The organism is Streptomyces sp. NPDC050743, from assembly GCF_044456925.1.
Taxonomy (GTDB): domain Bacteria; phylum Actinomycetota; class Actinomycetes; order Streptomycetales; family Streptomycetaceae; genus Streptomyces.
Window position 1 is genome coordinate 1 of sequence record NZ_JBITGJ010000115.1, and the last position, 19,085, is coordinate 19,085.

14 protein-coding genes are annotated in these 19,085 nt (G+C 69.1%); 12 read left to right on the forward strand and 2 right to left on the reverse strand.

Features of this window, described 5'->3' with window-relative positions; genetic code table 11:
* Positions 1 to 353: 353 nt before the first annotated feature.
* Positions 354 to 1,364, forward strand: coding sequence for an NAD(P)-dependent alcohol dehydrogenase (locus tag ACIBJF_RS45440; protein WP_399183314.1), 1,011 nt, complete (start codon positions 354 to 356; stop codon positions 1,362 to 1,364).
* A gap of 617 nt (positions 1,365 to 1,981) precedes the next feature.
* Here the strand turns inward: ACIBJF_RS45440 and ACIBJF_RS45445 are convergent.
* Positions 1,982 to 3,682, reverse strand: a complete 1,701-nt coding sequence (locus ACIBJF_RS45445) for an ABC transporter substrate-binding protein (protein WP_399183316.1) — start codon at positions 3,680 to 3,682, stop codon at positions 1,982 to 1,984.
* Between the two features lie 261 nt (positions 3,683 to 3,943).
* On the opposite strand from ACIBJF_RS45445, the gene ACIBJF_RS45450 reads away from it, so the two are divergent.
* The 10 genes from ACIBJF_RS45450 (at position 3,944) to ACIBJF_RS45495 (ending at position 15,907) form a co-directional block, all read left to right on the forward strand.
* On the forward strand, positions 3,944 to 4,663 hold the full coding sequence (locus ACIBJF_RS45450; RefSeq protein WP_399183338.1) for an SDR family NAD(P)-dependent oxidoreductase: 720 nt from the start codon (positions 3,944 to 3,946) through the stop codon (positions 4,661 to 4,663).
* A 122-nt stretch (positions 4,664 to 4,785) separates the two neighbouring features.
* Complete coding sequence (locus ACIBJF_RS45455) at positions 4,786 to 6,090, forward strand: MFS transporter (RefSeq protein WP_399183318.1); 1,305 nt, start codon at positions 4,786 to 4,788, stop codon at positions 6,088 to 6,090.
* A 16-nt stretch (positions 6,091 to 6,106) separates the two neighbouring features.
* Positions 6,107 to 7,252 carry a C45 family autoproteolytic acyltransferase/hydolase gene (locus ACIBJF_RS45460; protein WP_399183320.1) on the forward strand — a complete coding sequence of 382 codons (1,146 nt, stop codon included), beginning with the start codon at positions 6,107 to 6,109 and terminating at the stop codon, positions 7,250 to 7,252.
* Positions 7,245 to 8,108, forward strand: coding sequence for a polysaccharide deacetylase (locus tag ACIBJF_RS45465; protein ID WP_399183322.1), 864 nt, complete (start codon positions 7,245 to 7,247; stop codon positions 8,106 to 8,108). Before ACIBJF_RS45460 ends, ACIBJF_RS45465 begins: the two co-directional genes overlap by 8 nt.
* A 228-nt stretch (positions 8,109 to 8,336) precedes the next feature.
* Positions 8,337 to 9,320: an Lrp/AsnC family transcriptional regulator gene (locus ACIBJF_RS45470; protein WP_399183340.1), complete on the forward strand. Its 984-nt coding sequence runs from the start codon at positions 8,337 to 8,339 to the stop codon at positions 9,318 to 9,320.
* 123 nt (positions 9,321 to 9,443) lie between these two features.
* Positions 9,444 to 10,376, forward strand: coding sequence for a polysaccharide deacetylase (locus ACIBJF_RS45475; protein WP_399183324.1), 933 nt, complete (start codon positions 9,444 to 9,446; stop codon positions 10,374 to 10,376).
* Positions 10,373 to 11,686: an MFS transporter gene (locus tag ACIBJF_RS45480; RefSeq protein WP_399183326.1), complete on the forward strand. Its 1,314-nt coding sequence runs from the start codon at positions 10,373 to 10,375 to the stop codon at positions 11,684 to 11,686. The genes ACIBJF_RS45475 and ACIBJF_RS45480 overlap by 4 nt, the downstream gene beginning before the upstream one ends.
* On the forward strand, positions 11,686 to 12,444 hold the full coding sequence (locus tag ACIBJF_RS45485; RefSeq protein WP_399183328.1) for an SDR family NAD(P)-dependent oxidoreductase: 759 nt from the start codon (positions 11,686 to 11,688) through the stop codon (positions 12,442 to 12,444). The genes ACIBJF_RS45480 and ACIBJF_RS45485 overlap by 1 nt, the downstream gene beginning before the upstream one ends.
* Positions 12,441 to 14,666 carry a 2-dehydropantoate 2-reductase gene (locus tag ACIBJF_RS45490; protein WP_399183330.1) on the forward strand — a complete coding sequence of 742 codons (2,226 nt, stop codon included), beginning with the start codon at positions 12,441 to 12,443 and terminating at the stop codon, positions 14,664 to 14,666. The genes ACIBJF_RS45485 and ACIBJF_RS45490 overlap by 4 nt, the downstream gene beginning before the upstream one ends.
* Before the next feature lie 143 nt (positions 14,667 to 14,809).
* Positions 14,810 to 15,907, forward strand: a complete 1,098-nt coding sequence (locus ACIBJF_RS45495; RefSeq protein ID WP_399183332.1) for an NADH:flavin oxidoreductase/NADH oxidase — start codon at positions 14,810 to 14,812, stop codon at positions 15,905 to 15,907.
* A 368-nt stretch (positions 15,908 to 16,275) separates the two neighbouring features.
* Here the strand turns inward: ACIBJF_RS45495 and ACIBJF_RS45500 are convergent, their stop codons facing one another.
* Positions 16,276 to 17,145, reverse strand: a complete 870-nt coding sequence (locus tag ACIBJF_RS45500) for an IS5 family transposase (protein WP_399183334.1) — start codon at positions 17,143 to 17,145, stop codon at positions 16,276 to 16,278.
* 360 nt (positions 17,146 to 17,505) lie between these two features.
* Between ACIBJF_RS45500 and ACIBJF_RS45505 the strand changes: the two genes are divergently transcribed.
* Positions 17,506 to 18,951: an NF041680 family putative transposase gene (locus ACIBJF_RS45505; RefSeq protein ID WP_399183336.1), complete on the forward strand. Its 1,446-nt coding sequence runs from the start codon at positions 17,506 to 17,508 to the stop codon at positions 18,949 to 18,951.
* The last annotated feature ends 134 nt before the right edge of the window (positions 18,952 to 19,085 follow it).

The following is a 19,085-nucleotide window of genomic DNA, read 5'->3' on the forward strand; positions in this document are numbered from 1 at the left end:
ATGATCCACAGGGGCCGTGTTCGCCTGCTTCCGGGGCTCCCCACCGACGTCAACCGACCCAAGGTCGGACGAGCCGGGCAAACGCCGGGGCCCTGGGACTTGCGGCCCCGCGGCGGTCTCCCACCCCGTGCCTATCGGCCCTCGAATCTCCGGATGCACGGCAGCGGCCGACGCAGGAGCCTGGAGATATCCGAATCGGAGCGACGGCCGCGGGGACTGGCGACGGGGTCCAAATCTCGCCGCGCTGCACCGGCCCGCACCGCTGCTTGCCGGCGAAAGCGAGGCACCCCATGCAGATGCAAGCAGCCCGGATGCACGGATACAAAGAACCGCTCCGAATTGAGGAGGTTCCCGTGCCCGACCCCGCGCCGGAGGAGATTCTGCTGAAGGTCGCGGCGACCGGTATGTGCCGGAGCGATTTCCAGCAGCTCGAAGGCTACTTTGAAGGGCCGTTCCCCGTGGATCTCCCCTTCATCCCCGGTCACGAGGTCACAGGCCGAGTAGCCGGCCTGGGCAGCGCCGTACCGAAATCGGTGGGCTACTCGGAGGGTGACATGGTTGTCGTCAACCCCAGCTGGGGAGACGGCACATGTCGCCAGTGCCGCGAGGGGAACGAACAACTGTGCAGCGGCAATGGCAGGTGGGTGGGCTTCGGCCCTCCAGGAGGCTTCGCCGAGTACATGGCCGTGGAGTCCCGCCACGCCATTCCGGTCTCAGAGAACGCCGCGAAGGCGCCCGAGCTGCTCGCCCCGATGACCGACGCGGGCATGACGCCCTACCGGGGGATGAAGAAGATCCGGGATACGGGCAAGCTCGGCCCCGGCCGCATCGTCGCCGTCACGGGCATCGGCGGCTTGGGCAGCTACGGGGTCCAGTACGCGAAGCTACTCGGAGGCGGAGCGACCGTGGTGGCCTTCGCCCGCAAGGACACCAAGCTGGATGTGGCAAAGGAGAACGGCGCGGACTACGGGATCAACGTCCGCGACAAGTCCACCGAGGCCATCCAGGACGAACTGGAAAGTCTCACCGGCCGCAGGACGCTCGATGCCATCCTGGACTGCGTCGGCAGCAACGCGTCCATCTCGATGGGGTTCGACCTGCTGGGCCCGGAGGGGGTACTGGCGGCCGTCGGCCTCATGAGCCACCACGTCGAGCACAAACAGTTCCCCTTTGTGGGGATGGAACAGTCCTACCTCGGTTCCTTCTGGGGCAACCACCTGGATCTCGTCGAGGTCCTTTCCCTCGCCGAAGCCGGCCTCGTCAAGCACAACGTCACCAAAGTCAGGCTCGAAGACATCAACGAGAACATGGAAGCCCTCGGCCGCGGCGACGTCGTCGGACGACGGGTCATCGTCTTCGAATGAAGATCGCGTAGTGGGCAATAGCGGGGCGAGTCATCCATCGGCGAGGGAATGACTTGCCCCTCCCGCAGGTGTGACGTCTTCGTCGAGAGATCAAAGCGTCACGACATGCCAGATCCCGCCCATGATCGCGGGCAGGTCGCCCCGCTGTTCTCGTATGGCCGACAGCGCCTCGGTCGGGGGCAGCCGCGAGGCGCGGAGTGCCGGGTAGACGCCGGCGACGGCGCTGACGACGGTCGCGCATGCCAGGCCGGCGCCGAGGGCGAGCGGCGGCAGGACGAGCAGCCACGACTGGGAGACCGCGCAGCAGGTTGGGCCGGGGCGGCCAGCACATTGCGTCCGATCGAGTCGTTGGGGTCGGCAAGGTCGGAACGGCGAACGATGGCATGGGTGTTGGCCGCCGCCGTCGCGCTGGTGACCGGCCCGATTCTCGCCGTCATGCCGTCTGCCGCCTCTGGGAGCGGCGCCTTGTCCTCGGAGTCCGGCTGGGGCTGCGCGCGCAGCATGTTGGTGCCGAGCGCGGACAGTTCGTCCGAGAGGGCCCGCTGGCTGGAGGCGGGTATGCGTGCGGCACGCTGAGCAGTGCAGTAAGCGTGTATCAGACGCGAGATGCCTCCGAATCACGGGCTTAGCAGTCGGTGCTCGCCCCGCTGGATCCGGTATGTCAGGTGCGGGTGGGCCAGGTAGGGGTCGGTTGCGTCGTCGTCCGGGTGGGCCAGGCCGCGCTGGCCGCGGCCGGTGAACGAGTACGTGCCGGCGACGCCGTAATGGGGTGTCGTGCGGAGGTACTTGTGCACGCCGCGGTGGTTCCACGGCCGGTCTACGGAAGCCCAGGCGGCTGCGAGCACTTGCACCAGGTCGTAATGGACGGCTGCGGCGCCGAGCCCGGGCGGGACGCCGTAGGCGGCCTGGTAACTGCGGGCGAAGGCGGCGGCGATCGGGGACTCCCGGACCCCGACGACTGTCGACCAGACCAGTCCTTCGGCGAGCGGACCGAGGCGGTCGGTGAAGCCCGGGGTTGCCGGGGCCCACGCGGTGTGGACCAGGGTTCGGTGCCGCAGGTCGGCGGTCGCCTCCAGGAAGCGGCGCAGGGTCGGTTCCGGCACGACGGATAGGAAGACCGCGTCCGGCTCTGCCCGTTCGAGGCGTTCGGCGACCGAGTGCCAGGGAGCGGACTGCTGCTCGTCGACGCTCTCGGCCAGGACGAGTTTCCATCCTGCCGCTTCCACTGCGGAGTACAACTCCGTTGCGAGGACCTCTACTGAGGTGCTGCGCCGCACGAGCAGGGCGATCCTTCGTCTGGAGGGTCGCCAGGCCCCTGACTGACGCAGTTGGCCGAGCGTGCGCAGGAAGCCGCGCAGGTAGGCGGTTTCGTCTGCGGTGGCCTGGAAGACGTGGCCCAGGGTGTGGGGGTTGTGGTGCACGGCTTCGGTGAGGGCGGGGGCGATCATCGAGTGCAGTACGGGGGTGCCGGCCTCCGCGGCGGGCTCCATCGCTGCCCGGGCGGCGGAGGCCGGCTGGTTGCCCAGAAGGATGGCGTTGACCCCAGAGGAGATCATCTCCGCCACTGCGTCGGGGAGAGCTCCGGGTTCGGCTTCCGTCACGGTGAACCGTACGCGCCGGCCCGCCACTCCGCCGCGCCGGTCCCACTCTTCAAGGGCGAGGAGGGCCCCTTGCCGCATGTGGCGGTGGTCCGCCCCCGACGCGGCCGGCCCGGTCGGGTAGATCAGACCGACGGTGATCGGATGGGGCCGCGGTGGCGAGGACACGGAGGGCCCCGGCGAGGACCGCAGAATTTCGGCAAGGGCAGGGGGCAGGACGAGGTCACCGACAGGTACGGGAAGGGTGTGCGCGCCCAGCGCGGTGATCAGGGTGGCCACGGCCGCCCGGGACCGAAGCCCGCATTTGGCCAGGACGTGTTCTACGTGGGTGGCAGCGGTGCGCCTGGTGCAGCCCAGCGCCAGGGCGATCTCAGGCGTGGTCAGGCCGCCCGCCATGCACGTCGCCACCTGGAGCTCCCGGTTCGTGAGGTCGTACGGCGCTCGACAGGCACGGGCTTCGAGGCGCACCGTGCGGGGCTCCCGGGTGGTCGTGTCCACCGTCACCCTGGTGAGGGCCCCGCCGTGGCTGTCGAGGAACGCGATGGGGCCTTCGACGGATCCTCTGACGGCGCGCCTGGCGATTGTTTCCAGGTGCGGTCGCTCCGCGAAGAACCGGCCGTCGGAGACGTAACGGCGCCCCGCCTGGGTCAGTTCGAGGAAGGTGAACGTGGGCTGGCGTGCGAGCGGGATCGGCGGTCTGGGCGTGTCCGGTACGGCCATGTGTGCTCCGGTGCTCGGGACCGATCGGATGCCAATGGGGCGGCGCGGACGATGCTAGGGCGAACCGCCCGCTTCACTCAAGGAAACGTGTGGCGGCCTCCCGGTGGACCGTGCACGGGCTGGCCCGCAGCCGCTAGCCCCACCGCGGGAGATCGGCATCGGGTAGATGACCGATGCCGTGCCCCGCCACCGTTCTTAGGGTGCTCCGCAACCGGTAGCGCGTTGGTGCTGCCGGTCTCGACGGAAGGACCGGCTGTGAGCATGAAGGACAAGGTGGTGCTCGTCACGGGCGCGGCCCGCGGGCTGGGTGCGGCCGTGGCGGAGCATCTGGAGGCTGCGGGGGCACGGTTGGTCCGGGCCGACCAGTCGTTCAGCGACGGTGAAGGGCCGGAGAAGGTCGCGCTCGACGTCTCCAGCGCGGACTCGTGGAAGCGGTGCGCGGCCAGTGTCCGCGAGGAGTTCGGGCGCTTGGACGTGCTTGTCAACAACGCCGGCATTAGTTGCCGTGCGGACCTGCTGACGACAGACGACGAGGACTTCGACCGCGTTCTGCGGGTCAACGTCTGGGGCGTGTGGCGAGGGATCAAGACGTTCGCCGAGGACCTGGCCGCGGTGCGGGGATGCGTGGTGAACGTTGGGTCGGTCTACGGCGCGTCGACGGCGCCTGCCTCCCGGACCAGTCCCTCCTCGGTGGCCTATCAGGCGAGCAAGGCCGCCGTTCACCAGATCACCAGGGTCGCCGCCGTGGAACTGGCCCCTCGCGGAGTCCGGGTCAACGCCGTGTTGCCGGGCGTCTTCAGGACCGCGCTGCTGGCCGACCTGCCGGACGCGGAACTGAACCGGCGCGTTCAGCGTGCGCCGATGGGGCGTCCCGGTGAGCCCTCCGAACTGGGGCCTGTGGTCGAACTCCTCGCAGACGAGGCGGCCTCGTTCGTCACCGGGGCACTGATCCCCGTCGACGGCGGTCATCTGGCGGCATGACGACCTGCCGGTAGCGGATAGCGGCAGATCGCCGCCAACAGCAAATGTCTCGCGAGCTGGCGACCTGCCGGGATGCGACCAAGCATTCACGCTCTCATTTCTTCGATATCTCTGGAGGCACCGTGTCCTCAGCTTCCCCTGCACTGGTCTCGCGGTCACACCCCGTTCTGCGGCACCGCCGCGCGCTGGTGGCCACAAGCGTCGGCAATCTCCTGGAGCAATACGACAACCTGATCTACGCGTACTCGGCTACGGCGCTCGCAACGCTGTTCTTCCCCGGCGAAAGCAGCGCGACCGGAGTGCTGTCCACGTTCGCAGTGTTCGCCGTGGGCTTCTTCGCTCGCCCTCTCGGCACCGTGGTCTTCGGTCACATCGGTGACCGCTTCGGGCGTCGGCCCGCGCTGTTCATCAGCGTCGTCGTCATGGGAGCAGCGACCGCACTGATCGGCTGCCTTCCCACCCACCAGTCCGCGGGGAACCTGGCGCCGGTGCTGCTCGTGGTGCTCCGTCTCGTTCAGGGGTTCGCGGTGGCCGGGGAGTGGGCCGGATCGGCGGCCATGCTCGTCGAGTACGCTCCGGATGGCAGACGGGGCGTGTTCGGCAGCTTCAATCAGGTGAGCACGGCAGCGGGTTTCCTCTTGGCGGCAGCCGTGGTCGCCGTCAACGAGGCGGCTTTCCCCGGGGACGCCATGTTGTCCTTCGGCTGGCGCGTCCCCTTCCTGCTTGGTGCGGTGACCGCGGCCGCAGCTGCTTTCCTGCGCCTCGGACTGGAAGAGACGCCTGCTTTCGTCGAACAGGAATCGGTTACCGCGCACCGTGTTAATCCGCTGCGCGCGGCGTTCGCGCAGCAGAAGGCCGCCATGCTGCGCGGCTTCGGATTCACCGTCGGGTGGACGGTCGCGTACTTCTTCTTCCTCACCTACCTGCCCACTTACCTGCGTTCGGAGGCCGGTGTGCCGGCGGGCGTCGTGAACGCGTCCACCCTCGTGGGTATCGGCGTCCTCACGGTGTCGATCGTCCTGTTCGGGCTCTGGTCGGACCGCATCGGACGCAAGAAGTTGCTGCTGGCGGGCTCCGGCAGCTTCGTCCTGCTCTCGTTCCCGGTCATGGCGTTGTTCTCTACCGGGTCGACGGCCGCCGTATACGGCGGGCAGGTCCTGATCGCCCTGGTGCTCGGCTGCTTCTCCGGACCGGGTCCGGCCGCCCTCGCGGAACTGTTCCCGACCACCGTGCGCTACTCGGCCCTGGGCATCGGTTACAACTTCGCCGTCATGGCCTTCGGAGGCACCGCCGCCTTCATCGCCTCGGGCATCGCCGCCGCCACGGGTTCGGGGCCGGCCGTGGCGATTCTCCCGACGGTCGCGGCCCTGGTCACCTTCTTGACCGTGTGCGCCATGCCCGAGTCCTACCGTTCCCCCCTGCGCTGATCAGGAGCACCCCACGATGAACACCGTTCCCCCTCTGATCGCGGTCGAGGGCAACCACCATGACGTGGGAGAACAGATCGGCGTGCGGACCGCCGACCTCATCGCTCGCAGCGTCGAGACGTACACCGCACGATTCCGTGACCAGGCAGGACTCGATGACACCACCATCGACAGCTGGGGCCGCAGATACCACGCCCTGGCCGAGGAGTACGACCCTGGCATCGCCGCCATGCTGGAGGGAATGGCCGCGGGATCCGGGCAGTCCCTCGCCCGGATCGCCGCCCTCAACGCGCGCACGGAATTGCTGTATGGGACGGGATACCGCGACGAGGGCTGCACCTCGCTCGCCGTCCTGCCCAGCCACACCCGAGACGGCCACATGCTGCTTGCCCAGAACTGGGACTGGCATCCCGAACAGGCGGACGTCACCTTCCTCCTCGCCACTCGCGACCCGTCGGGTTTCACGGTGCTGTCCCTGACCGAGGCCGGCATGCTCGCCAAGAGCGGCCTCAACTCCGCAGGGCTCGGCGTCTGCGCCAACCTGCTGGTCTCCGACCGGGACACCGGGGGCGAAGGAATCCCCTACCACTTCCTGCTGCGCGGTGCCCTGCACGCCAGGACCATGTCCAAAGCGCACCAGCGGCTCCTTCCAGTGCGCCGCATCTCGTCGGGCAACGTCCTGCTCGCCGACGCAGGGGGCGAGGCGGTGGACTTCGAGCTGGCCCCACAGGTCTTCGGCACCCTGCTGCCGGAGGACGGGCTGCTGGCCCACGCCAACCACTTCATGGCCGACCTTCCGTTGCGCGACCTCAAGGCCGCGACGAGCGCGCTGACCCAGCTGCGTCCGACGCGCGTGCGCCACCTCCTCGCCCCCGCGGCAGATCGCCGGGCGATCACCACGGCGGACGTGGTGCGCGTCCTGCGGGACGACTGGTCGTATCCGGACGGGATCTGCCGATGGCCCGACCCAGAGGTCGCGGCCGGGGACCAGGTCTGCACCGTCTACTCGATCGTCATGGATTTGACCTCACGAACCCTGTGGATCGCTCCCGGCCCCCCGCGCGACCACGCCTACACCCGCTGGGAACTCGACGCGCTCTTCGAGCCGGCCGCCCCCGCTCCCGCCCGTGATTTCACTCCGGAGGCACCCGCCCATGACTGAGCGCGGAACCGTCTGCCTGACCTTCGACTTCGACGCCATCTCGCTGTGGGCCGCCCGGGGCATGACCAGCCCGGGGCCGGTCTCGCGCGGGGAATTCGGCGCCTTCGCCATCCCCCGGATCCTGCAGCTGCTCGACACGTACGGCATCGCCTCCACGTTCTTCATCCCCGGGCACACCCTGGAGACGTATTCCGCGCAGTGCCGGGCCATCCACGAGGCCGGGCATGAGATAGCGCTCCACGGCTACCTGCACGAACCGGTCTCCACCCTGGAGCGGGAGACCGAGCGCGCCGTGCTGCAACGTGCCTCCGCGCTGATCGAGGACCTCACGGGCACGCCGCCCGCTGGCCACCGCACCCCGAGCTTCGACTTCACCGCACACACGGTGGAGCTGCTGCAGGAAGCCGGCATCGAGTACGACTCCTCGCTGATGGGGACCGACTGTGTCCCGTACCTCGCGCGCACCGGAGACCGTCACGACCCGGACGGCCCATACGTCTTCGGCCCCGCCAGCCAGATCGTCGAACTCCCCGTGTCCTGGACCCTGGACGACTACCCCCATCTGGAGTTCGTCCGCACCGGGACGACGGTGATGCCCGGCCTACAGGATCCGCACCAGATGTTCGCCCGCTTCCTCGGCGACGTCCGCTACATGATCCGCCACACTGAGGGCGGTGTTCTGACGGTCACACTCCACCCCCAGGTCATAGGGCGCGGTGACCGCATGCTCGCCCTGGAGGAATTCATCATCGGTTGTCTCGACCTCGGCGTGGTCTTGGAGCGGTGCCTCGAAGTCGGCCGTCGCTGCCGGACGCAACTGGAAACAGCGCGCCAGCAGCCCGGGAAGCCGGCCTGAATGAGGCGTGACGAGCATGAACGAAAGAAAAATGCAGTACCCCATGAAGATATCCTGCGCCCTTACCGGAGTCTCCGACGTGGCTGCTGACCTGCAGGTGTCCCTTGTGTGGAAACCAGGCGGGCAGCGGGTGGAAGGAACACCCTCCGCGCATCGCAGGATTCCTCCGTTGACCGGTATCTGCACCCGGCCTAGTGTTCCGGCATGCCTGGTCGCCCCCACTCCGCAATGGTCGATGACCTGGACCGCCGCATCATCGCGGCGCTCCAGCTCAACGGCCGTGCCCCGTGGAGCGCGATCGCCCATTGGGCGGGCGCGAGCGAGACCACTGTGCAGCGCCGGTACCAGAGCCTGCGCGAGCGGCAACTCGTCCGCGTCGTGGCGACCCTGGAACTCGACCGCACCATGTCGGGCTCGTCCATGCTGGTGCGTGTCCAGGCCCGTCCCGGCAAGGGCCTGGAACTGGCGCGGCTACTGGCCGACTGCCCGGAAGTACGTTTCCTGGCCGTGGTCACCGGCGCGGCGGACCTCATCGTGGACTTCGTCGCCCAGGACAACGAAGAACTGATGCGCCTGCTGTACACCGACCTGCCGGGCGCTGACCTGATCACGGGCACGGAGTGTGTTGCCGCCATCCGCAACTTCACCTCGCCGGCCCACTGGGACACAGGGCTGCTGCCTCCGCAGGCCCGCGACGCCCTGCGTCCCGCAGCGCTCGCCGCGCCTTTCGAACGCGCGGGGTGGGACGAGGCGCCACAAGCGCTGTCCGACCTCGAGCGGGAGGTCGCCAGGACGCTCTCGTCGGACGGGCGGATGCAGATGAGCGCGCTCGCCCGGCAGCTGGGACGCACCGAGTCCAGTGTGTCCCGGGCCCTGGAACGGCTGGTCAACCGCGGTGTGCTGCATTTCCGCACTCTGGTCGACCCGGCGCTGCTGGGCTTCGAGGCGGAGTTCATGGTGTGGCTGTCGGTCGAGCCGGACCGGCTCGACGCGGCCGGACGGCAACTCGCACGCCACACCGGGACGAAGCTCCTGTCCGCCGCCACCGGCAGGTTCAACCTGGTGGGACACGTCGTCCTGCCACACCGCACTGACGTGTTCCGCTACACCGCCGAAGTCGTCGGCGCTCTGCCCGGCCTGATCGCCTCCGAGATCACCCTGCATCTGGCCACCCTCAAACACGCCTGGACCAAGATGACGATCCCGAGCTGAACTGCTCGGGTCCGGGCTCCTCGGCGGTCCGACCGCCGCATTCTCCCGCCAGGGCACGCCACTTCGGCGTCGCTCCTCGCGGATCTCTTCCTCCTGTCGTTACCGACGAAGTGGAGACCCTCCATGTCCGAATCGGACAGCACCCTGCCCACACCGAGCTGGCAGTGGCCCGAAAGTGAATGGCGCCGGCATATCGACGCGGTGCGCGCCGGACAGCGCCTCACCCCCACCCAGTGGCCCGGCGGGGCACGTGTCGCGGTTGCCGTGTCCTTCGATCCCGACCATGAGACGATCCCGCTGCGTGACGGCGAGACGAGCCCGGGCCGGCTCGCCCAGGGCGAGTACGGCGCTCGCGTGGGAGCGCCCCGCATCCTGGCGCTGCTGGAGAAGTACAGCGTGCCGGCGACGTTTTTCATGCCTGCCGTCTCCGCCCTGCTCCACCCCGACGAGGCCCGTGCCTACACCGTGCACGGCCATGAACTGGCCGTGCACGGCTGGATCCACGAACGCAACATGCTGCTGTCGGCGGCCGATGAGCGCGACCTGGTGGAGAGGTCCGTGGACACGCTGACCCAGCTGACAGGGCAGCGGCCCGTCGGTGTCCGCACCCCCTCGTGGGACTTCTCGCCCACCACACTGGAGACGTTTCTCGGCTTGGGGTTCACCTACGACTCCTCGCTGATGGCCGACGACGAGCCGTACGAGATCCTCGCAGCCGGCGAGCCCACAGGGCTGGTGGAGATCCCGGTCGACTGGATCCGCGATGACGCCCCCTACTTCACGATGGACCGCTACGGCTCCGTGCGGCCCTACACCCGCCCGCGCGACGTCCTGGAGATCTGGGTGGACGAGTTCGACGCCGCTTACCGGGAGGGCGGGGTCTTCCAGCTCACCTTGCACCCGCACGTCATCGGCCACCGCTCGCGCCTGGTTGTCCTGCGTGAACTGCTCGACCACATCGCAGCCCACCCCGGCGTCTGGTACGCCACCCACGCACAGCTGGCGGAAGCGGTGCGCCACGACATTCCGTCTCGCAGAACGGAGAGCAGAGCATGACTGCACAGCAGGGCCAGAGCGCGCCCGCGGCCACCGAGCCTGCCGCCCGCCTGAACGCGCGGCAGGTGAAGGCCATCGCCGCCGGCGCCATCGGCAACACCATCGAGTGGGTCGACTGGGCCCTCTACGCGATCTTCGCGAAGATCATCTCCACCGAGTTCTTCCCCTCCGGTACCGGCGACGTCGCCCTGCTGTCCACCCTCGCGATCTTCGCCGTCGGCTTCGTCATGCGCCCGGTCGGTGCCGCGGCACTCGGCGTCTACGCGGACCGCAACGGCCGCAAGAAGGGTCTGACGCTGACCGTGGGACTGATGGCGGGCGCCTCGTTCGTCATCGCTCTGACCCCGGCGTACGACAGCATCGGGCTCGCCGCGCCCGTCGTGCTCCTGATAGCCCGACTGGTGCAAGGGTTCTCCGCCGGGGGCGAGTTCGGATCCTCCTCGGCCTTCCTGGTCGAATCCGGAGTCCGGGGCGGACGCGCGTTCGCCGGCTCCTGGCAGCAGGTGTCGGTCGGTGGCGGCGCGCTGATCGCCTCGTTGCTCGGCACCCTGGCCACGTCCACGCTCGACGACGCGGCCCTGCACTCCTGGGGCTGGCGGGTTGCCTTCGCCATCGGCGGCCTGCTCGGACTGGTCGGCCTGTGGCTGAGGATCTCGGTCGAGGACACCGACTCCTTCCACCGGGCGCGCAGCGCGGGCCTCACCCGTTCGAACCCCCTCCGCACCATGCTCACCGAGCATCCCGCCGCGGCCCTGCGCGTCGTCGGCATCACCATCGCCGGCACCCTGACCTACTACATCTGGGTCAACTACCTGCCCACATACGCCAACCTCACCACCGGCATACCCCTGAGCCAGGCACTGCTGTCGCAGACCCTGTGCCTGGCCATCTTCATCACCCTGCTGCCCCTGGTCGGCCGGCTGTCCGACCGCATCGGACGCAAGCCCACGCTGGCCGGATTCGCCGTCGGGTTCATCGTGCTGAGCTGGCCCCTGCTCCACTTCCTCGACGCCAGCTTCACCCGCCTGTTCCTGGTGCAACTGACCGGCATGCTGCTGATCCTGGGCTACTCCGCCAACTGCGCCGTCATCATGGCCGAGCAGTTCCCCCCCGAGATCCGCGCCACCGGCATCGCCCTCCCGTACGCCCTGGCGGTGGCCGCCTTCGGCGGCACCGCGCCCTATGTGACGACCTGGATGCACGACCACAACTACGGCGGCTGGCTGTGGCTCTACGTCTCCGCGGCCTCGCTCGTCTCCCTCGTCGTCTACCTGACCATGCCCGAGACCAAGAACAAGGAGTTCGCCTGATGCCCCACGCCGTCATCACCGGCGCCTCTGGCGGGATAGGCCGGGCGGTCGCCCAGCGGTTCGCGCAGGGGGGCTTCCGCCTGACGCTCGCCGACCTCCCGTGCGAAGCCCTGGAGGACACCGCCGCCTCACTGGAGGCCGGCCACGTCGCCGGGGACCTCACGCACCCCGACATGCCGGACGCGCTGATCGAGCAGGCCCGGACGGCCGGAGGACCGGTGGACGTCCTGGTCAACGCGGCCGGCATCTACCCCTCCCTGGACATGGCCGACGTGACCGCGGAGACCTGGGACCGTCTGTTCGCCCTGAACCTGCGAGCGCCAGTGCTGGCCACCGCCGCGTACGCCCGGCAAGCACGACAGGACCGGGCAGGGGGCTGCGTCGTCAACATCTCGTCCGGATCAGCGCTGCGTTCCCGCCTCGGTGGCGGTCCCTACGCGACGTCGAAGGCCGCGCTGGAGATGGCCACCCGCGCCGCCGCCCTCGAACTCGGTGCCGACGGCATCCGCGTCAACGCCGTCAGCCCCGGATTCGTCCCGGTCGACAGCCGCATCAATCCCGTCTCTCCGGAGTACGCCGCCGCCATCTCGGTCAACCCGCTCGGTCGTGCGGGAACACCATCCGACATCGCCGAAGCCGTCTTCTGGCTCAGCACACCGGAGGCCTCCTGGATCACGGGAGAAGTCCTGCGGGTGGACGGCGGGTCCAGCGCGGGAACCCTGCACCTGCCCCGCATCCAGGAGGGACAGACCGCATGACCGACACCACCTACACCGTCGTCGGGGGCGGCGCCATCGGCGGCATCCTCACCCACCGACTGGTCCGGGCCGGACAGCACGTCCGGCTCGTCGACACCGATCGCGCTCACGTCGAGGCAATCCGCGCCCACGGACTCGTGCTGACCCGTGACGGGCACGAATCCGAAGTCGCCCACGTCGACGCGCTGCTGCCGGAGGAGTACGAGGGCCCGCTGCACAGGGTGCTGCTGGCCGTGAAGGCGCAGGCCACCGGGACGGCACTCGACTGGATCACCCCCCGCCTGAGCCCCGACGGCTGGGTCGCCTCCCTCCAGAACGGGTTCAACGAGGAACGCATCGCCGCCCGGGTGGGACGGGATCGCGCGGTCGCCGCCTTCATCAACGTCTTCGCCGACGTCACCGAACCCGGCGTGGTGCGCGACGGCGGCGCCGGAGCCCTCGTCGTGGGCGAGATGCGCGGCGAGCCGGTCTCCGAGCGAGTCCGCCAGCTGGTCGCGCACCTCTCGGTGGACGCCGACGCGGTGGCCAGCGACAACGTGGACGGCTACCTCTGGGCCAAAGCCGGCTTCGGCGCCATGCTGGCCGCCACCGCACTGGCCGACGCACCGATGGCAGACCTGATCGACCGGCACACCACGGTCATGGCCGCGGTCGCCGCCGAGGTGTTCGCCGTCGCCGACAGCCTCGGCATCACCCTGGAACCCTTCGACGCCTTCGACCCCGACGCCTTCCGCACAGGCGCGGCACCGCAGCGGCAACGCGCCGCGGCAGACCAGCTGACGCGGTGGCTGCGCACCCAGCCAAAGAACCGCAGCGGCATCTGGCGCGACCTGGCCGTCCGAGGCCGGCCCGTCGAGGTGACCACGCACTACGCCGACGTCTTCGCCCAGGCCGACCGGCACGGCATCGCGACACCGGTTCTGCGGGCCGTGGTCGACGGCCTCAAGGAGCTCGAGAAGGACCCCACCACCATGTCCGAGAAGCGGCTCGAAGCCCTGCGGCCCCTGGCGGGCAGCAGTTCGGACGTGACGCAGCCCCCCGCACCGGACCTGTCGCACCGGCCCGCGACCGGCCCCGAGGACGCCGAAGACATCCGGTCGTGGCTCGCAGACCGCCACACGCAGATCGTGGCGGACCTGGCCGCCTACACCGGTCGGGAAAGCCCCAGCGACGACAAGGCCCTGCTCAGCACCTGCCTCGACTGGCTGCAGCAGTGGCTCGACCAGCGCCTGGGAACCGACTGCGAACAGGAGGTCCTCCACCGTCCCGACGCCGGCGACATCCTGATCCGCCGCTACGCCGGTACCGGGGACACCCCTGTGCTGCTCCTCGCGCACTACGACACGGTCTGGCCCGCAGGCACTCTGGCGGCACGCCCCTTCCGAAACGACGGCGACCGCATCACCGGACCCGGCGTCTTCGACATGAAAGCCGGCCTCGTCCAGGCCGTCTGGGCGCTGAAGGCTCTGGACGCCCTCGCTCTGCCTCGGCCGGCCGTCACCCTGGTACTCAACGGCGACGAGGAGACCGGAAGCCAGGCATCGCGGGACGTCATCATCGACGAGGCCCGCAACAGCCGCGCCACACTGGTCTTCGAGGCGTCCGCCCCTGGTGGAGCCCTCAAAACCGCACGCAAGGGCGTCGGCCTGTTCCGCCTCACCGTCACCGGAGAGGAAGCGCATGCCGGCCTGGACCCGGAGCGCGGAGCCAGCGCAGTGGAAGAGCTGGCCCACCAGATCCTGGACCTCGCCGAGCTGCGGAACCACGACGCCGGCACAAGCCTCAACATCGGTGTCGTCACCGGCGGCACCCGGCCCAACGTCACCGCCGGCCAAGCGGTCGCAGAGATCGACATCCGCGTCTCCACGCAGGCCGAGGCACACCGCGTCACCGCAGCCCTGGACGACCTGCGGCCCCACAATCCACGCACCACCGTCACCGTCAGCGGCGGCTGGAACCGGCCGGTCTTCACCCGCACCCCCCAGGTGGCCGCCCTGGCCGGACTGGCACAGCGCTGCGCCGCCCTGCTCAGCGACCGGCTTGACGAAGCAAGCGTCGGCGGGGCAAGCGACGGCAACTTCGCCGCCGCTGCGGGCAGTCCCGTCCTGGACGGACTGGGCGCGATCGGCGACGGCGCCCACGCCGCAGCCGAATACGTCGACGCCAGTCGGCTCTTGCCTCGCGCAGCGCTTTCCGCGCTAGTCCTCACATCCCTCGCCTGAGGGACGCGACGGCACCTCCGCGCGGCGGGAATGCAAGCGCCGCTATCCAGCGTTCGCAAACATACTCAAATGCGGAGGAACCGAATGATTCCCTCCACCGCACACTCCGTACATAACTGTTCACGCATCTAGGAGACACCTTCGTGAGCACGCTCTTCGAGCCCCTCACCCTGCGCTCGCTGACCATCCCGAACCGGATCTGGATGGCCGCCATGTGTCAGTACAGCGCCGCACCGGACGGCGACCAGGCGGGCGTGCCGAACGACTGGCACTTCGCGCATCTCGCGGCGCGGGCCACCGGCGGCACCGGACTGATCATCACCGAGGCCACCGCCGTCAGCCCCGAGGGCCGCATCAGCCCGTACGACCTCGGCATCTGGAACGACACCCACGTCGAGGCGTTCCGGCGGATCACCACCTTCCTGAAGTCCCAGGACACCGTGCCCGGCATCCAGCTCGCCCACGCCGGACGCAAGGCCTCCACCGAACGAACCTGGGTCGACCGCGGCGCCCCCATCGCCCCCGGCGAGCAGCACGGCTGGACCCCCGTCGCACCGAGCGCGACCGCCTTCCAGGCAGGGGCGACGACTCCCGAGGAGCTCTCAGTCGAGGAGATCAGTGCTGTCGTCCAGGCGTTCGCTGCCGCCGCCCGGCGAGCCCTGGACGCCGGTTTCGAGGTCGCCGAGGTCCACGGCGCACACGGCTACCTGATCCACCAGTTCCTCTCCCCGCACAGCAACCACCGCACCGACGCCTACGGCGGCGACTTCGCCGGCCGCACCCGCTTCGCCCTGGAGGTCGTCGACGCCGTCCGCGCCGTCTGGCCGGCCGACCTGCCAGTCTTCTTCCGCGTCTCCGCCACCGACTGGCTGCAGGAGAACGACGACGCCCGCGACGGGTGGACCGCGGACGAGACCGTGCGGCTGGCGAAGGAACTCCGCGCCCGCGGCATCGACCTCCTCGACGTTTCCACCGGCGGCAACGTGCCCGACGCGACAATCCCGGTCGGACCCGACTACCAGGTGCCCTACGCCCAGCGGGTACGCGAGGAGGCCGACATGCCTGTGGCCACCGTCGGCATGATCACCGAGCCTGACCAGGCCCAGGCCATCCTCGCGTCCGACAAGGCCGACGCCGTCCTCCTCGGCCGCGAACTGCTGCGCGACCCGTACTGGGCCCGTCACGCAGCCACGGCACTGGGCGGGCAGGTGCCCACCCCCGTCCAGTACCACCGCGCATAGCGTCGGCGCCGGGAGGCGGGCGGGCGACAAGACCGTCCACCGAGCCTGCTCCCTGACTTGGGAGGAGGGACGCCGCACCCGGCAGGCCCCCGTCAGTAGCGACGGGGGCCTCTCTCATACGCGCAGGCATGTGAGGAAGAGAAGCACCCAATGGGCCGGCCACTTCGTCCAAGGCACGACAGACAGTTGTGCAATCCCAGGGGGACTCGCCTCGGCCCAAGTCCTTCGATGACGGCATATCGGACTGCCAACCACGGCGCCTAACAACTACATCTGGACGCTCCTCCGGAGGTTTTCGGAGCGCGTAGCCTCCGTGCGAAGCGGCCCGGACGCCCGTCAGAGCTAAGAGGTCGTTTTCTCCCGATGTTTCATCCCGGAATTATTGTTTGATCCCGGGATGTCGAGTCGCGCCAGGAGACGGTGGCTTCGCCGGTGAGGCGGCGAGCCATCAGGTCGGTCATGGCCAGGTGGATCATGGCTTCAGAGCGAGCGGGAAGGGTCTCGTAGTCGCGCGCCAGGCGGCGGTGGAACATCAGCCACCCGTAGGTCCGCTCGACAGTCCAGCGCTTGGGCACCGGTGTGAACCCTCTGGTTCCGGGGGTGCGTTGGACGATTTCCATGTCGATGCCGAGTTGGGCGGCGTGCTCGACGAGGTGCTGGCGGTAGCCGCCGTCGCCCCAGACCTTGCGGATGGTGGGGTGAGCGGCCGCGACCTGGTCGATCAGGTGGGTGCCCGCTGCGGAGTCCTGCACGCTCGCGGCCGTGACCAGCACCGCGAGCAGCAGTCCCAGGGTGTCGGTGACGATGCTCCGCTTGCGGCCCACGATCTTTTTCGCCGCATCGGTGCCCTGTCCGGCGGCCGGGACGCTGGTGGAGGTCTTCACGCTCTGGGCGTCGATGACGCACGCGTACGGCTCCGGCTGCCTACCCTCCTGCTGCCGTAACAGCCTGCGCAGTACGCCGGTGAGCTGGGTGAACACGCCGGCCTTCTGCCACTTGGCGAAGTAGCCGTAGCAAGTCTCCCAGGGCGGGAAGTCGTGCGGCAGGTAGCGCCACTGCACCCCGGTGCGGTCCACGTACAGGATCGCGTTCATGATCTCGCGCAGATCGTGCTCGGGCGGGCGGCCGATGTTCAGCGCAAACCGTCGCCGCTCGGCCCGCCAAGCACTGAGCACCGGCTCGATCAACTCCCAGCGGGCATCGGACAGATCACTCGGATACGCGCGACGTTCGGCCATGACCTGGACGTACCGCCGACCAGGGGCGTGCGCCCAGGCGTGAACCGAGAACGGCGGGAGCACCACAGCGCCACGGGCGTCTTGGGATGAGACAGGCGCAAGGCACACCCCGCCCCAGCCGTCACCCCATCCGGCGCATGGACCGCAACCACTCCACCAGACGCGCCAAGACGCCAACCCCTGCTCGAAAAGTCCAGGTCAAAGCGGCATATCACAGGTGAAAACGACCTCTAAGCTTGACGTTTAACCTCGCAGGTCACTCGACCTGCTGATCTGCGGTTCTTCCCGGGACAGCGAAGGCGGCCGTTCTCCACGCTTCGAGATGTCGAGTAACGAAGCACGAGAGAACGGCCGCTGCGTATGAGTCTCCCCGTCGACACGCCCGCAGGCGAGGCATTGAGCGCGTTGTCCCGCTTTCGGGTCGAGTTCTACGACTGTCTGTACAGCCGTGCCGATGCGCTCTTCGAGCTCACCGAGGCGATCTTGTGCGCCGATGGACCGGTGAAGACCCTGGTCGAGCTCTGCCTGGCGGTCGAGCACCGACGGGGGCATGGGGCCCTGTATGCCGCGTTGGACCGGGGCTGGCTGGAGCCGACACGATTGCGCCGCGCGCTGGCGGAGCTGCCGCTGCCGAAGGCGGCCGACGGGCGGATCGTGCTCGCCGTGGACGTGTCGCACTGGCTGCGACCGGACGCCCCCACCAGCGGCGACCGGCTCTTCTGCCATGTCTACGGACGCGGCGACCGCAGCTCGGACCAGCTGGTGCCAGGCTGGCCCTACTCCTTCGTCGCGGCCCTGGAAACCGGCCGCACCTCCTGGGTCACTCTCCTGGACGCGGTTCGCCTGGGCCCGGCCGACGACGCGACAACCGCCACTGCCGCCCAACTCCGCGATGTTGTCGAGCGGTTGACAACCGTAGGCCAATGGAGACCGGGCGACCCGGACATCCTGATCGTGATGGACTCCGGCTACGACGTCGCCTACCTGACCCACGCCCTCGCTGACCTGCCGGTCGCGCTGGTCGGGCGCCTGCGCTCGGACCGGGTCATGCTCCGCGACCCCGGCCCCGCCCGGTCGGGTCCCCGGGGCGGGCGCCCCCGCCGGCATGGCGGCGTTCTCACGTTCAAGAAGCCCGACAGCTGGCACGAGCCCGACGTCACGACCGCCACGGACACCACCCGCTACGGCACGGCCACCGCGACGGCCTGGGACCGGATGCACCCCCGGCTCACCCACCGCGGGCCCTGGTTGAACCACGCCAAGGAAGAACTTCCCGTTCTGCACGGCACGTTGATCCGCCTGAAGGTCGAGCACCTGCCCGGTGACCGGGACCCTAAACCGGTCTGGCTGTGGTGCTCGGCCACCGCTGCCGAACCGGCGGACGTGGACCGCTGGTGGCAGTCCTTTCTCCGCCGCTTCGACCTGGAGCACACCTTCCGGCTCATGAAACAGACTCTGGGCTGGACCGCCCCGAAAATCAGGCATCCCGACACGGCCGACCTATGGACCTGGCTGATCATCGCTGCCCATACCCAGCTCCGCCTCGCCCGCCCCCTCACGGAGGACCTCCGCCGCCCCTGGGAACGGCCCGCGGAACCCCGCCGCCTCACCCCCGCCCGGGTCCGGCGGGGGTTTCGCAACATCCGCGCGACCGTGGCCCGCCCGGCAGCCGCACCGAAACCCTCCCGGCCGGGCCCGGGACGGCCTCCCGGCTCGAAGAACAAGCACCGGGCCAGGCGTCACGACGTCGGCAAGACGGTCAAACGCGCCGAGTCGATCAAGGAACACCAAGCCCAGCGAGGTTAAACGTCAAGCTAAGAGGTTGTCTTGATTGGTGGTAGCTCAGGAGTAATCGTCAAGACTTGTGGATCGGTTGATCCCACTTTCGTTCAGGTGAGTCGATCGCGACGAGTTCGACTTCGAAGCCGTCGTCGTTCTCC

Excerpts from the sequence above, each read along its gene's own strand:
- ACIBJF_RS45445 (WP_399183316.1), bottom strand. The coding sequence starts at position 3,682 with ATGGCCGTACCGGACACGCCCAGACCGCCGATCCCGCTCGCACGCCAG.
- ACIBJF_RS45450 (WP_399183338.1), top strand. The coding sequence starts at position 3,944 with ATGAAGGACAAGGTGGTGCTCGTCACGGGCGCGGCCCGCGGGCTGGGT.
- ACIBJF_RS45460 (WP_399183320.1), top strand. The coding sequence starts at position 6,107 with ATGAACACCGTTCCCCCTCTGATCGCGGTCGAGGGCAACCACCATGAC.
- ACIBJF_RS45465 (WP_399183322.1), top strand. The coding sequence starts at position 7,245 with ATGACTGAGCGCGGAACCGTCTGCCTGACCTTCGACTTCGACGCCATC.
- ACIBJF_RS45470 (WP_399183340.1), top strand. The coding sequence starts at position 8,337 with ATGGTCGATGACCTGGACCGCCGCATCATCGCGGCGCTCCAGCTCAAC.
- ACIBJF_RS45475 (WP_399183324.1), top strand. The coding sequence starts at position 9,444 with ATGTCCGAATCGGACAGCACCCTGCCCACACCGAGCTGGCAGTGGCCC.
- ACIBJF_RS45480 (WP_399183326.1), top strand. The coding sequence starts at position 10,373 with ATGACTGCACAGCAGGGCCAGAGCGCGCCCGCGGCCACCGAGCCTGCC.
- ACIBJF_RS45485 (WP_399183328.1), top strand. The coding sequence starts at position 11,686 with ATGCCCCACGCCGTCATCACCGGCGCCTCTGGCGGGATAGGCCGGGCG.
- ACIBJF_RS45490 (WP_399183330.1), top strand. The coding sequence starts at position 12,441 with ATGACCGACACCACCTACACCGTCGTCGGGGGCGGCGCCATCGGCGGC.
- ACIBJF_RS45500 (WP_399183334.1), bottom strand. The coding sequence starts at position 17,145 with ATGGCCGAACGTCGCGCGTATCCGAGTGATCTGTCCGATGCCCGCTGG.
- ACIBJF_RS45505 (WP_399183336.1), top strand. The coding sequence starts at position 17,506 with ATGAGTCTCCCCGTCGACACGCCCGCAGGCGAGGCATTGAGCGCGTTG.